Source organism: Staphylococcus sp. 11262D007BW (assembly GCF_053547815.1).
In genome coordinates, this window is sequence record NZ_JBPWPJ010000001.1 from 270,501 (window position 1) to 284,811 (window position 14,311).

Consider the following 14,311-nt stretch of genomic DNA (forward strand, 5'->3'; position numbering starts at 1 on the left):
TTATCGTGGTTTATTTATAATAAAATAGTTTACTCTTTAACCTATTTCTTAGAATTCACTTATACAGCATGTGGAATAAAGTATACATGTGATGATATGACAAATTAAATAACTAAGTAATAGTCATTCACCTACTTAATTTTGATTTTCACTTTTTAGATGCAGAAAGACGTAATGAACTCTATTATTAAAAGAGACTTAAACCTTAATAAACGATGTTATACTTTCCATTTCATTTATATTAGGTGTCATAGTGTTTAACAATAAAATTGTACTATGTTATCTAAAATGGATTTTTATTTTAATACTAGTTGTTATAATTGCTATGATATTAAATATATTTGTTACAAGTGAAGTTCAGAAGATACACTTTAATAAGTTAACATTTTGGTGATATTCATGTTAATTATTTTAGTATTGGATCTGTTAGTTAATCTAATAAAAATATATAAAATGTTATATTTTTATTTGAGTTGGGTATGAAGTCAAACAAAAGACAGCTAATTGGTACTTATTTTAATATATTGGTATTCTCTTGACCGACAAATATATGACTAATTTTTCGACATAATATTGAGTTTCTTTTTAATTATAAGTTTAGAATAAATTGTAATGATTCACTTAATTAAGGAGGCTAAGCAACTTGTTGTTGCTTAGCCTCCTTATTCCTTTATGAAGCATATAATCTTATTTTTAAAGTGATTGAGTGTTGCTATGCAAAAAAGCTTTACAAAATCAAGTTCTGACCGTAGCCCTCCGCACTTTTAGCCTAATGCGACGTCTAATACCATCATGATTGTGAAGCCTAACATTAGGCTTAATGTGGCAAGGTCTGTGTTTTCGGATGATTGTGAGTCTGGGATGAGTTCTTCTACAACGACGAAGATCATGGCACCTGCAGCAAATGCTAGGGCATAAGGTAACATTGGCGTTATGACTAAAACAGCTGCTGCACCAATTGTTGCGAAGATCGGTTCAACGATAGCAGAGGCTTGCCCATAGTTGAAAGATTTCCATTTTGATTGGCCTGCTGCATGGATTGGCAGAGATAATGCCGCACCTTCTGGAATATTTTGAATCCCAATACCAATCGCTAAGACAATGGCGCCAAGCACAGTAGCTTGAGCGTTACCAGTAGCTACACCGCCAAAAGCGACCCCGATAGATAACCCTTCTGGAATATTATGTAGTGTGATCGCTAATACGAGTAAAGTGTTTTTGTTTAAAGATGTATTCACACCTTCTTGTTTTTGTGAACTGTCTGTGGCATTTTGATGAATGTGTGGTATAACCACATCTAAAACCCGTATAAAAACGCCACCGAGTAAAAAGCCGATTGCAGCAGGTAGCCATGGCATGCTACTGTCTGAATTACTTTCAATCGCTGGTTGTAACAATGACCAGAAACTTGCGGCAATCATAATACCGGCAGCAAATCCTTGCATTGAACTAAGTATTTTTTGATTGACTGTTTTAAAGATAAATACGGTTGCAGCTCCTAATGCGGTTAATAGCCAAGTAATGATGCCTGCTATTAACGCTTGGACAAAAGGAGGTGCAGTACCAAGATAATCTAACATATTACATAACTCCTTAGTATCTTTTGCGTCTAAAAAATTGTATAATGTATAGAACTGATTTAAGACTAACAGATATATCCGACTAAATCTATAAAATAAAAAGGATGTTGAGAATTGGAAGCATTAAAAATTGAACATTTACATAAGTCATATGCTGATAAAGTGATATTTGATGATTTAAATTTTTCAATTTCTCATCAAGAGCGTATTGGATTAGTAGGTATCAATGGTACAGGAAAAAGTTCACTACTAAAAGTAATCGCTGGATTAGATGAGGACTATGAAGGTACGTTAACTGCACCTAAAGCTTATCGCATTCGTTACGCTTCACAGAAACAACATCTAGATGACGACATCTCAGTATATGATGCAGTATTTAGCGCAGAAACAGACGAATTAAAAACCATTAAGCGTTATGAACAAGCCGTTGCACAATATAGTAAAACGGAAGATGCTCAAGACTTTGAAGAAATGATGAATGCACAAAGCGAGATGGATGCTAAAAACGCATGGGATTATAGTGCAGAGATAAAAACCATTTTATCAAAGCTAGGGATCTATGATGTTCAAAAAAAGGTGAGCGCTTTATCAGGTGGTCAGCAAAAAAGAGTCATTCTCGCTAGAACATTGATTGAAAAACCTGATTTACTATTGTTAGATGAGCCGACGAACCATTTAGATTTTGAAGCGATACAGTGGCTTATTCAATATGTTAACAATTATCCTAAAACTGTAATGTTTATTACACACGATCGTTATTTTTTAAATGAAGTCTCTACACGGATTGTAGAGTTGAAAAATGGCGTCTTAAATTCTTATCCTGGCAACTATGAGGATTATATTCAAATGCGTGCGGAAAAAGAAATGATCGAAGCACAACAACAAGCTAAAGCTAAGTCATTGTATAAACAAGAATTAGCTTGGATGCGCGCAGGTGTGAAAGCGAGAACGACGAAACAACAAGCACGTAAAGATCGCTTTCAAGCTTTAGAACAAGAGGTCAAATCTCATAAAACTAAACAATCAGGCCAGTTAAACTTAGCGCACTCCCGCTTAGGTAAACAAGTTTTCGAATTAGAAAATATTACAAAAAGAATGAATGGAAAAACATTGTTGAATGACATTACGACGATTATTCAAAAAGGTATGCGCATTGGAATCGTTGGGCCTAACGGTGCAGGTAAAACCACGTTACTCAATATTTTAGCTGGGTTGGATCAAGACTACGACGGCGTTTTAAAAGTGGGACAAACGGTCAAAATTGCTTATTTTAAACAAACAGATGAGCGTTTGAATGATGATGTTCGCGTGATTGACTTTTTACGTGAAGAAAGTGAGCTTGCGTATCAAAAAGACGGCACGCGTGTGTCGGTTACACAATTGTTAGAGCAATTTTTATTTCCGAGTGCTACTCACGGTAAAAAAGTGTATAAATTATCTGGTGGAGAGCAAAAAAGGCTCTACTTGTTACGTTTATTAGTGCATCAACCTAACGTATTATTACTAGATGAGCCGACGAATGACCTTGATACTGAAACTCTAACTATCTTAGAAGATTATATTCATGAGTTTGGTGGCACTGTGATTACAGTCAGTCACGACCGCTACTTTTTAAACAAAGTGGTTGATCGTTACTGGTATATACGTGAAGGACAATTCAATATTATTTTAGGCCAATTTGAAGATTATTTTGCTTTTAAACAACAAGAAGAAAAAGAGAAAGAAGTTGCTGAAAAGCCAGTCGAAAAGCCACAGCCTAAAAAGAAAAAAGGATTATCTTACAAGGAAAAGCGTGAGTACGATGCTTTAATTCAACGTATTGACGAAACTGAGGCACGTCTGAAGGCTATTGATCAAGAAATGGCAGAAGCTTATTCGGATTATGAAAAGATTAAAGCGCTTAATGAAGAAAAAGAAAGCCTCGATGAACAATATGAAACGGACATCATGAGATGGAGTGAACTTGAAGAAATATTAGAACAATAAGAGGGATTATATGGAACAAACACTATCTCATTATTTTGGTTATCAAACATTTAGACCAGGTCAAAAAGAGATTATCACACATGTTTTAAATCAACATCATACATTAGGAGTATTACCGACAGGTGGCGGTAAATCATTATGTTATCAAATTCCTGGATTGATGTTAGAAGGTGTGACGATTGTAATTAGTCCACTGATTTCTTTGATGAAAGATCAGGTGGATCAGTTAAAAACGATGGGTATTGCTGCAGCCTATTTAAATAGTAGTCAAAGTAAAGAAGACCAACAACACGTTGAACAACAATTAATAGACGGACAGATAAAGTTTTTATATGTTGCCCCTGAACGTTTTGAAAATCCACAGTTTATGCAGCTACTTCAACAGATCAAAATTGCTTTAGTCGCATTTGATGAAGCACACTGTATTTCTAAATGGGGGCACGATTTTCGCCCGAGTTATCAAGCCGTAGTGCATCGTGTGTTTGCCATTCCACAACAGTTTACCATTGTAGCTTTAACAGCGACTGCTACGGTTGAAGTGCAACAAGATATTATGAAACGATTATTAATAGATTCACAATATGTCGTTAAAACAAGTATTAAACGACGTAATTTGGTATTTAAAGTGAATCCAACGTATCAACGTCAAAAATTTGTACTGGATTATATTCAGCAACATCCTAAAGAGGCAGGCATTGTGTATTGTTCAACACGTAAACAAGTTGAGACACTTTATGATGCGTTAGAGGAAATTGGCGTTAATGCAGCTTATTATCATGCTGGATTAAGTGCTAAAGAAAGAGAAGCAGCTCAAAATAGATTCGTATATGATCAGACAAAGGTGGTTGTCGCGACTAACGCCTTTGGTATGGGTATTGATAAATCTAATGTGAGATATGTCATTCATTACAATATGCCAGGAGATCTCGAATCGTATTATCAAGAAGCCGGTCGTGCTGGAAGAGATGGTTTGAAAAGTGAATGTATTTTACTATTTAGTGACCGAGATATCGGACTTCACGAGTATTTTATTACGACCTCTCAAGCAGACGATGATTATAAAGAACGACTTGGTGAGAAGTTAACTAAAATGATTCATTATACAAAAACTAAGAAATGTTTAGAAGCGACTCTTGTGCATTATTTTGAGCCTAATGAAAGTTTGGAAGAATGTCAGCAATGTAATAATTGTATGGATCAACAAAAAACACATAATATGACGAATGAAGCCAAGATGATTATCAGCTGTATTGTTCGTTTAAAACAAAAAGAAAGATACCAAGTGGTGATACAAGTATTACGCGGAGAAACAACAGATTATTTGAAATATCAACAGTATGATCAATTGTCTACATATGGCATTATGAAAGAATATACCACTAGTGAGTTGAATCATCTGATTGATGAGTTGCGTTTCAAAGGGTTCCTCAATGAGCATGATGAAATTTTATTATGTGGTGCTTCTGTTAAACAATTATTAAATGAAGAGGTTCAAATTTATACTACACCTTTCAAACGTAAGTCTAAAGAAACGGTACACATTAATACGATTGAAGGGGTAGACCAAAAATTATTTGACCAACTTGTAGAGGTGCGTTTAAAAATTAGTGAACGTCTCAACGTCCCACCAACAAATGTTTTCTCTGATTTTACATTAGAAGCTTTTGCGGAACGAAAACCAACTACAAAAGAAGAAATGATTCATGTCGATGGCGTAGGAAGTTATAAGTTAAAGCATTATAGTAAGCCGTTTCTAGAAGCGATACAACAATATAAAGCGCTAGCAAAATAAATCTTGTATGCGATAAGTTAGTGTGCTGGATTTTAGGGTATAAGCAATGCAATAACACTGTAAATAAACGAGGGAGTCTATGATACAATTTCAAAATGTTTCCAAGCGTTACGGGAGTAAAACAGTTGTAGATCAGGTCGATTTACAAATTGACGAAGGTGAATTTTTTGTATTAATTGGTCCATCTGGATCTGGTAAAACGACAACGATGAAAATGATTAATCGCTTAATTCCATTATCAGAGGGCTACATTTATTTTAAAGATCGCCCGATTAGTGATTATTCTGTGTATGAAATGCGTTGGGATATGGGCTATGTGTTACAACAAATTGCTTTATTTCCTCATATGTCAATACGCGATAATATTGCGCAAGTTCCTTTAATGAAAGGTTGGAAAAAAGAAGAGATCGATCAACGTGTGAATGAGTTGTTGGCGATGGTTGGATTAGAACCAGATCAGTTTCGTGATCGCAAACCTCACGAACTTTCAGGCGGACAACGTCAAAGAGTTGGCGTCGTACGTGCATTGGCAACTGACCCACCTGTCGTTTTAATGGATGAGCCTTTTAGTGCACTCGATCCAATTACAAGAGAAAAATTACAAGATGATTTATTGGCATTACAAGCTCAAATTCATAAAACGATTGTGTTTGTAACGCACGATATAGAAGAAGCTTTTAAATTAGGAGACCGTATCTGTTTATTGAATCAAGGGCGTGTTGAACAGGTGGGAACCCCTAACGATTTTATTAAATATCCTAAAAATGACTTTGTACGCCAATTTTTAGGTGAAATGACAAGCGTAGTTATGAATCATTTTACGTTAGGGAAAATTGCGGAGATTGTAGGACAATCGATGCCACTTCAAGATAATTATGATTATCCAATTGTTGATAAGCATCATTCGGTAAGTGATGTTTATCGAGAACTTGTGAATCATGAAGCAGTGATTGTGAAAAGTGAGGATACTGCTTGGATATTGACGAGACAAGATATCTTTAATTTCTTATCTCGTAATAAGGCAGGTGCGTTGTCATGAATACATTTTTATCAACGCTCAATGATCGTAAAGGAGAACTGTTTACAACACTGATTGAACACATTCAGTTGTCCTTTATCGCGCTATTAATAGCGGTAGTCATTGGTGTGCCTATCGGTATTTTACTAACCAAAACTAAAAAAATATCAGAAGTTGTCATTAACATTGCGGCTGTCTTACAAACAATACCGTCTCTAGCATTATTAGGTTTAATGATTCCAATATTCGGTATAGGTACTGTGCCTGCAGTGATAGCACTGGTTGTCTATGCGCTGTTACCTATTTTGCGTAATACATATACCGGCATTGTAGGCGTAGATGGCTCTTTAATAGAAGCGGCAAAAGGAATTGGCATGAAGCCATTTCGCCGTCTCACTAAGGTTGAACTTCCTTTAGCAATGCCTGTAATTATGGCTGGTATTCGTACAGCAATGGTGCTGATTATTGGAACAGCAACATTAGCCGCTTTAATTGGGGCAGGCGGTCTTGGTCAATTGATTTTATTAGGCATAGATCGAAATGATACGGCGCTCATTTTAATAGGCGCCATCCCAGCGGCAGCACTTGCGATTGTATTTGATATCGTTCTTCGTATATTAGAGAAGGTTTCTTATCGCAAAATGATCGCAACATTGGGGATTATTTTAGTATTAATGTTTGTTTTAACCATCGCACCGTTATTTTCTCAAAAAGGAGAGCGCCTTACTTTAGCTGGAAAACTAGGTACTGAACCATCTATTGTAACGAATATGTATAAGATATTAATTGAAGAAGAAACAGATTATACAGTCGATGTGGAAGATGGTATGGGCAAAACGTCTTTCCTTTTTAATGCGTTAAAAGCAGATGAAATTGATGGCTACTTAGAATTTACAGGTACCGTCATTGGTGAATTAACGAAAGAACCATTAAAGTCAAAAGACGAAGCTAAAGTGTATCAGCAAGCTAATGATGGTTTAGATGAGCAGTTTGATATGGAAATGTTAAAACCAATGGCATACAATAACACTTATACATTAGCCGTTAAAAGAACATTTGCTGAAGAACATCAATTAAAAACAATCAGTGATCTTAAAAAAGTAGAAGATCAAATTAAACCAGGTTTTACTTTGGAGTTTAATGATCGAGGCGATGGTTATAAAGCTGTACAAGAGGCTTATCGTTTGAAGTTCTCTAATGTTAAAACGATGGAACCTAAATTACGTTATCAAGCAGTGGAAAATGGTGATATTAATTTAATGGATGCTTATTCGACAGACGCTGAATTAAAACAATATGATATGGTTGCTTTAGAAGATGATCAAAAAGTATTTCCACCATATCAAGGTGCACCATTGTTTAAAAAAGCGTTTATAAAAGATCATCCGGATGTGGTCAAAGCGTTAAATCGATTAGAAGGTCAAATTACGGATGAAGAAATGCAAGAAATGAATTACGAGGTCGCAGAAGAAAATGCGGATCCATATGATACAGCGGAAACGTATTTAAAAGAACATAACTTAATAGATTCCTAATTCAACTGGTTAACATGAGGTGTGTTTACACCTCATGTTTTTTAGTACTAGAGTTTTATAAAGAAAAACGCTATAATAGGTATATTCTAAATTTTCAGAATAAAGGAGGAAGACGATGAAACAACAACTTTCAAAATTATCGGCATATCAACCAGGACTCTCTCCAGAAGGATTAAAGCAAAAGTTTAAAATTGATAAACCACTGTATAAGCATGCTTCCAATGAAAATGTATATGGGCCGTCACCAAAAGTCAAAGACGCAATTAATCAAGTAACCGATGAATTATTTTTATATCCAGAACCTAATGCGCCACAATTACAACAAGCGATTGCGCAACATTATGAAGTTGATACCAATCAAATTCTGTTTGGTTCAGGGCTAGATGAGATGATTTTAATCATTTCTAGAGCTTTACTAGACAATGGTGACAAAGTCGTAACGAGTGAGGGGACCTTTGGACAATATAAACACAATGCCATTGTTGAAGCAGCGAACATTGTAGAAGTCCCTTTAAAAGATGGCACGTTTGATTTAGAAGGTATATTAGAAGCGGTAGACCAAGAAACAGCGCTTATTTGGATTTGTAATCCCAATAATCCGACAGGTACATATCTCAATCAACAAGAGATTGAATCATTTTTAAAACAAGTTCCTGAAAGTGTCACAGTCATTTTTGATGAGGCCTATGCAGAATATGTTACAGCCTCAGATTACCCAGATACGTTTGCATTGATGAAACAATATCCTAATATTGCATTGTTACGCACGTTTTCAAAAGCATATGCATTAGCAGGATTAAGAGTGGGTTATTTAATTGGCCAACCAAGTTTAGTAGCACAATTGAATGTGTTGAGACCGCCATTTAATATTACACGAGTTTCTGAACAGGCAGCTTGTGCAGCATTACAGGATCAAGATCATCTTCAAAAAGCCGTTAAACTCAATCATGATGAAAGAGTTAAAATAGAACAAGCAAACACACACTTAAAGATTTACCCATCGCAAACTAACTTTATTTTTGTTGAGACTGCTCAAGCAGAAGATTTAAATAGAGCACTATTGGAAGAAGGGATTATCGCACGCCCGATGCCTAATGGTGTTAGAATTACATTAGGTTTCCCAGAACAAAACCAACACATTAGAAAAGTACTCGAGCGAGAATCATTTTAAATTGTCGTTATAGTAACCTTTTCATGTATTTTACACAAAGTGACAAATGTCATATCCCATTCGTGACAATATCAACTATATTTGAGGGTCTCTTTACTTTAAGATTAATCGATGTAGAAGCGGTAATTTTAGCAGATTTCGGATAAATGATAATGTATCTAGGGTTTGATATAATAATATTACTAATTGTAGGTTTAGGAGAGATAGAATGCGTAAGTCGATAGGTATTGATATGGACGAGGTCTTAGCGGATACAATGGGGGCCATATTAGATGAACTTAATAGAAGAACTCAACTTGGGGTTCAACTTGAAGATATTGCGGGTGAAAAAATTTATAAAGTGATGCCTGAACATGAAGAAGAAATACGAGATATCTTAGCAAGTGACGGATTTTTTAGACGTTTAAATGTGATGAAGGATTCACAAGAGGTCGTTAAGCGATTAGCGGAAAAGTATGATATTTATATCGTCACGGCTGCAATGGATGTCCCATCTTCCTTTCATGATAAATATGAATGGTTATTAGAACATTTTCCATTTTTAGATCCTCAACAATTTGTATTTTGTGGGCGTAAAAATATTGTAGCTACCGATTACTTAATTGATGATAATCCTAAACAGTTAGGTATTCATACTGGCAAGCCACTTATGTTTACAGCAAATCATAATATCAATCATCAAGAATTTGAACGCTTAAATAACTGGAAAGAAGTAGAAGCCTATTTCTTTGGTACTCATTAATTGATCAATTCCATAACTACTTTATGAATAGGAAAAGACGCTGAGAGCGACAGACGATAGTCTCATTGCTCTCAACGTCTTTTTTATTGCTCTGATGGTGCCGTTAGTAGCTGAATAGCATTCGGAATGACTTTCAGTGTAGTTGGTGTAGTCATATTAATTTCCCCATCGATATCAATTTCCATTTCAGGGTTTGTGTCGAGTTGGATTTCCTTACTTGGAATATGTTGAATATTTTCAGGGATTTCGCTCCAACTCATACTGTCTCGTAGACTAAATAAATCTTTAAGGATACTAATGCTATGTGTATTAAAAATAAAGGTATTGAGTATACCGTCTGAAGGGGACATATCCGGCATTGGGATTTGTCCTCCACCAATAAAGCGTCCATTAGCGAATAAAATCATAGCGGTACGTCCTGAGTAGACTTGGCCATCTACTGTAAGTTCATATTCAAATTCTACCGGATCTGCTAATGTTTTGAGTGTCGACGTGATATAGCTTAGTTTTCCAAAAACATTTTTAGATTGGCCCTTAACATTTTCAGCATTTTGAACCATTAATCCGAGACCTGCAAAGTTTAGAGCATATTGTTCATCAATTTGAATCACATCATACGTGTGTGGCTTTGCTTCAAGTAGTGCTTCACTGGCATCGCCGACTTTTGGCGGTAAATTCAGTGTTTTTGCAAAGTCATTAAATGTGCCGCCTGGTAGGACACCAATGGGTATATTTAATTCATTTTTTAATACACCGTTGACGAGTTCATTAACTGTACCGTCACCGCCTAAAATAAACAATACATCTATACCCTCTGAGTTATTAGAAGATTTAATTTGATGACAATATCGTTCAATATCACCTTCATTTTCACTTAATTGAATTGAAAATCGTTTGCATTTTTGTGATAAAGCAGTGGTCACTTCACCAAGCGCTTGATGAATTTTATTTAAGCCACTGTGTTGATGATAGAAAAGAACGCCGTGTTGGTAATCATAAGCCATGATTAAACACCTTCTTTCTCTGTATATTTAATAAGTATTTTATTCTTGTACTTTTATTGCTTTGATAATAAGTGGTGATGCGACGAAAGTCAGTATTGCAACAACAATGGCAATACCACCGATAAAACCAAAGTAATTTTGATCCCCTAAAATCGGTTGTAATTTCACAAGTTGCGCATTGATAGCTTGGGCTGTTGCGCTAGTTAATAACCATAAACTCATCATTTGGGCGTTGAATGCTTCAGGTGCTAGTTTGACTGCTGAACTATTACCTGTCGGTGAAATACATAGTTCACCAATGACACAAATAAAATAAGAAAGCACAATCCACATGAACCAAATGTTTTGATTATCGTAATAAAAAATAACAGCCATCATAAGTATAAATGAGCCACCTGCAAATACCAATCCTAAAGCAAATTTTACTGGTAAGCTAGGTTCAAAACGGCCTAGTTTTCGCCATGCCCAAGAGATAACAGGCGCCAGTAAGACGATAAATAATGGGTTAATAGATTGGAACCATGTTACAGGGAATACACCCTCTATACCCAGTATATTAAAGGTTAAATCAGCTTTTTCGTCAGCATAGACATTTAAAACGTTAGCGCCTTGTTCTTGGATGGACCAGAAGAGCACACCGACAATAAATAAAGGAATAAATGCAATGACACGTGATCGTTCAGTTTTTGTAGTTTCCTTACTTCTAATCATCGTTACAAAATAAGAAATTGGCAAAATTAAAGCTAAAATAAGTACAATGAGACTAATTAATTCGAATGATAGTGTATTTGTAAGATATGTAATTAGAACTCCTAAAATAATAATGATTAAGATCGCAAGGAAAATGAAACTGTATTTTTTCTTTTCTTGGCGATTTAATGGATTGGGTGCTGTTGTACCAATGCGACCTAAATATTTACGATTAAATAATAAATAAATAATAAGTGAAATAGCCATACCAATCGCCGCAATTAAAAAGCCACCATGGAAGTTACCTGAGACTCTAAATGAATCTAAAACTAATGGTGAAATAAATGCACCCATATTTACGGCCATATAAAAAATGACAAATCCAGAATCAATACGCTCATCGTCCTTAGGATACAGACGTCCAACGATATTAGAAATATTCGGTTTCATCATACCGGAGCCGATAATAATAAAGACCATAGAAATTAATAGACCTGTGAGACCTAAAGGTAAACTAAGGAAAATATGTCCAATGATAATTAAAAAAGCACCGTAGACTGTGGAGCGACGCGTTCCTAAAATACGGTCAGCTAACCAACCGCCAAGTATTGTTGTCATAAAGATAAGTGAGCCATATATAGAGATAAGCGATTGGGCAAACGTTTTTTCTAAGCCCAATCCGCCCTGAGCTACACTATAATATATGTAATAAATGAGTAGAGCGCGCATACCGTAATAACTGAAACGCTCCCAAAACTCCACCGTATAGAGCACTCCTAAGCCACGTGGGTGACCAAAGAAGCCTTTTTGTGGAATTTCTTGAACTGCTTTCTCGTGAGACAATTCTGACATTTTGAATCAACCTCTCTAATGCGTAACAAATAAAATATAATAGCAAGTTTACGCCTAAAGATTGTGAAATTCAATATTTTATTTTTGAAATTTCACATATTGTCTAAAAAATATAACTTATATTGTGTTTAAAGTACAAAAAAAGAGGCTGTGACATAAAGCGCTAATGCTCTGGGGAAACCGAGTAACGGTGTCCCAAAAGCAGGATTTTCGGCAGAAAGTTCACGATTCGCTAAAATTTGGAAACCAATTTTAGCTTTTCGTTCACTTCTGCTCAAATCCTGAACGCCTTTGTCCCAACCACTTTGATATAAATTATTTATTATTTCACACCTTGCATTAATTTTTTAATGGCTGGTGTAAAGATAAATAAAAGGATACCAATACCGATCGCAATTAAGCCAGTGTATAAGAAATAAATATTTGCACTAATTTGTGTATATACTTCAACCATTTGTGCGTTAATACCTTGTGCCATCGCATTTGATAAAAACCAAATACTCATCATTTGAGAAGTATAAGCTTCAGGTGCCAGTTTCGTTGTAGTAGAAAGCCCAATTGGTGATAAGCAAAGTTCCCCAATCGTTACAAGTAGGAAACTAATGACTAACCAAAATGGATTAATCAATGAAAATTCCCAAGATAAAGGAATAACCATAATTAAAAATGAGAAACCAGCAAATAAAACGCCAATACCAAACTTCATAACTGTTGGTGGATTAAAACGACCTAATTTTACCCACATTAATGAAAATAAAGGTGCCAGTATAATGATAAATAATGGATTTAAAGACTGGAACCAAGCAGGTGGAATATTAAAATCAATCAAACCACCTGTCACTTTACTCAAACTTAATTGTGTTCGAGTATCGGCAAATTGAGCTAAAACAGTTGCCCCTTGTTCTTGGATAATCCAAAAAGCCACTGCAGCGATAAATAAAGGTATGTACGCAAAAACACGTTTACGTTCATAAGATTTTGTCTTTTTACTCATTAAAATTTTAATAAAGTAAATTAAAGGTAAAAAGACACCTAATATCGTAATAAAATCAGCAAAGGTTGCCATTGTTAATAAATCAAATAGGTTAAGGATAATACAACCTATAATAATAATGACAATGATAGCCGACACAATTTTGATCAGTTTTGATCTTTCATCTCGACTGAGTGGGTCTGGTACTTCAAGACCAGCGACACCTAGGTACTTTTTATTCGTAATAAAATAAATTAATAAACCAATGAACATGCCAATTGCTGCAATAGCGAAACCAGCATGGAAGCCCACATTAACTTGTGTCCATCCGATAATTAATGGTGATACTAAAGAACCAAGGTTGATAGACATATAAAAAATCGTAAATGCTGAATCCATACGCGGGTCATTTTTCTCATATAATAGACCGACTGTAGATGAAATGTTTGGTTTTAATAATCCTGTACCAATAATTAAAAATAGTAAGGCAATGAGTAACAGGATAAAACTATTTGGAAAGGCAAGGAGAATATGCCCGATCATAATTAATATACCACCATAAAACAGTGCATGACGTGTGCCGGTGATACGGTCAGCAATCCAACCGCCAATAGCACCACTCATGTATACAAGTGCACCATAAATAGACACAATTTGAAGTGCTAACCCTTGATCAAGCCCAAAGCCACCTTTTGCTACTGAGTAATAAATATAATAAGCAAGGATAGCTTTCATACCATAATAGCTAAAACGTTCCCAAAATTCAGTAAAAAATAAAGTACTTAACCCTTTTGGGTGCCCAAAGAAACCTTTTTGAGGGATACTGTTGAGTATTTCCTCTTTTGTGTAATGTTTACCCATTTTAAACGTCCCCCTAATATGTATATAAATACGTGAAGTTAAAACTATTTTATACTTAACTCCAAAATAAAACAAGAAAATTCAGAAAAAATAGTTGTCTATTATCT

11 protein-coding genes are annotated in these 14,311 nt (G+C 35.2%); 6 read left to right on the forward strand and 5 right to left on the reverse strand.

Features of this window, described 5'->3' with window-relative positions; all coding sequences use genetic code 11:
* Window positions 1-764: 764 nt before the first annotated feature.
* The gene (locus ACEE93_RS01405; RefSeq protein WP_449155471.1) at window positions 765-1,580 is read right to left on the reverse strand and encodes a ZIP family metal transporter; all 816 of its coding nucleotides are present in this window, start codon (window positions 1,578-1,580) and stop codon (window positions 765-767) included.
* A gap of 114 nt (window positions 1,581-1,694) precedes the next feature.
* On the opposite strand from ACEE93_RS01405, the gene ACEE93_RS01410 reads away from it, so the two are divergent.
* From ACEE93_RS01410 to ACEE93_RS01435, 6 genes are all read left to right on the forward strand, one after another.
* On the forward strand, window positions 1,695-3,566 hold the full coding sequence (locus ACEE93_RS01410; protein WP_449156346.1) for an ABC-F family ATP-binding cassette domain-containing protein: 1,872 nt from the start codon (window positions 1,695-1,697) through the stop codon (window positions 3,564-3,566).
* Between the two features lie 10 nt (window positions 3,567-3,576).
* A complete protein-coding gene (gene recQ / locus ACEE93_RS01415) occupies window positions 3,577-5,358 on the forward strand; it encodes a DNA helicase RecQ (protein ID WP_449155473.1) in 1,782 nt (593 codons plus the stop codon).
* Between the two features lie 79 nt (window positions 5,359-5,437).
* Complete coding sequence (locus ACEE93_RS01420; protein WP_449155474.1) at window positions 5,438-6,397, forward strand: ABC transporter ATP-binding protein; 960 nt, start codon at window positions 5,438-5,440, stop codon at window positions 6,395-6,397.
* Window positions 6,394-7,911, forward strand: a complete 1,518-nt coding sequence (locus tag ACEE93_RS01425; protein ID WP_449156347.1) for an ABC transporter permease/substrate-binding protein — start codon at window positions 6,394-6,396, stop codon at window positions 7,909-7,911. Before ACEE93_RS01420 ends, ACEE93_RS01425 begins: the two co-directional genes overlap by 4 nt.
* Before the next feature lie 115 nt (window positions 7,912-8,026).
* The gene (hisC, locus tag ACEE93_RS01430; protein ID WP_449155476.1) at window positions 8,027-9,082 is read left to right on the forward strand and encodes a histidinol-phosphate transaminase; all 1,056 of its coding nucleotides are present in this window, start codon (window positions 8,027-8,029) and stop codon (window positions 9,080-9,082) included.
* 208 nt (window positions 9,083-9,290) lie between these two features.
* Window positions 9,291-9,824, forward strand: coding sequence for a 5' nucleotidase, NT5C type (locus ACEE93_RS01435; protein ID WP_449155477.1), 534 nt, complete (start codon window positions 9,291-9,293; stop codon window positions 9,822-9,824).
* Window positions 9,825-9,907: 83 nt separating this feature from the next.
* Here the strand turns inward: ACEE93_RS01435 and ACEE93_RS01440 are convergent, their stop codons facing one another.
* The 4 genes from ACEE93_RS01440 to ACEE93_RS01455 all read right to left on the reverse strand — a co-directional run bounded on the left by ACEE93_RS01440 (window position 9,908) and on the right by ACEE93_RS01455 (window position 14,204).
* A complete protein-coding gene (locus ACEE93_RS01440) occupies window positions 9,908-10,828 on the reverse strand; it encodes a diacylglycerol/lipid kinase family protein (protein ID WP_449155478.1) in 921 nt (306 codons plus the stop codon).
* A gap of 39 nt (window positions 10,829-10,867) precedes the next feature.
* Window positions 10,868-12,370, reverse strand: a complete 1,503-nt coding sequence (locus tag ACEE93_RS01445; protein WP_449155479.1) for a peptide MFS transporter — start codon at window positions 12,368-12,370, stop codon at window positions 10,868-10,870.
* Between the two features lie 128 nt (window positions 12,371-12,498).
* Window positions 12,499-12,648, reverse strand: coding sequence for a hypothetical protein (locus tag ACEE93_RS01450; protein WP_449155480.1), 150 nt, complete (start codon window positions 12,646-12,648; stop codon window positions 12,499-12,501).
* 44 nt (window positions 12,649-12,692) lie between these two features.
* Complete coding sequence (locus tag ACEE93_RS01455; RefSeq protein WP_449156348.1) at window positions 12,693-14,204, reverse strand: peptide MFS transporter; 1,512 nt, start codon at window positions 14,202-14,204, stop codon at window positions 12,693-12,695.
* Window positions 14,205-14,311: the final 107 nt, after the last annotated feature.

Excerpts from the sequence above, each read along its gene's own strand:
- ACEE93_RS01405 (WP_449155471.1), bottom strand. The coding sequence starts at position 1,580 with ATGTTAGATTATCTTGGTACTGCACCTCCTTTTGTCCAAGCGTTAATA.
- recQ (WP_449155473.1), top strand. The coding sequence starts at position 3,577 with ATGGAACAAACACTATCTCATTATTTTGGTTATCAAACATTTAGACCA.
- ACEE93_RS01435 (WP_449155477.1), top strand. The coding sequence starts at position 9,291 with ATGCGTAAGTCGATAGGTATTGATATGGACGAGGTCTTAGCGGATACA.
- ACEE93_RS01455 (WP_449156348.1), bottom strand. The coding sequence starts at position 14,204 with ATGGGTAAACATTACACAAAAGAGGAAATACTCAACAGTATCCCTCAA.
- hisC (WP_449155476.1), top strand. The coding sequence starts at position 8,027 with ATGAAACAACAACTTTCAAAATTATCGGCATATCAACCAGGACTCTCT.
- ACEE93_RS01420 (WP_449155474.1), top strand. The coding sequence starts at position 5,438 with ATGATACAATTTCAAAATGTTTCCAAGCGTTACGGGAGTAAAACAGTT.
- ACEE93_RS01445 (WP_449155479.1), bottom strand. The coding sequence starts at position 12,370 with ATGTCAGAATTGTCTCACGAGAAAGCAGTTCAAGAAATTCCACAAAAA.
- ACEE93_RS01440 (WP_449155478.1), bottom strand. The coding sequence starts at position 10,828 with ATGGCTTATGATTACCAACACGGCGTTCTTTTCTATCATCAACACAGT.
- ACEE93_RS01425 (WP_449156347.1), top strand. The coding sequence starts at position 6,394 with ATGAATACATTTTTATCAACGCTCAATGATCGTAAAGGAGAACTGTTT.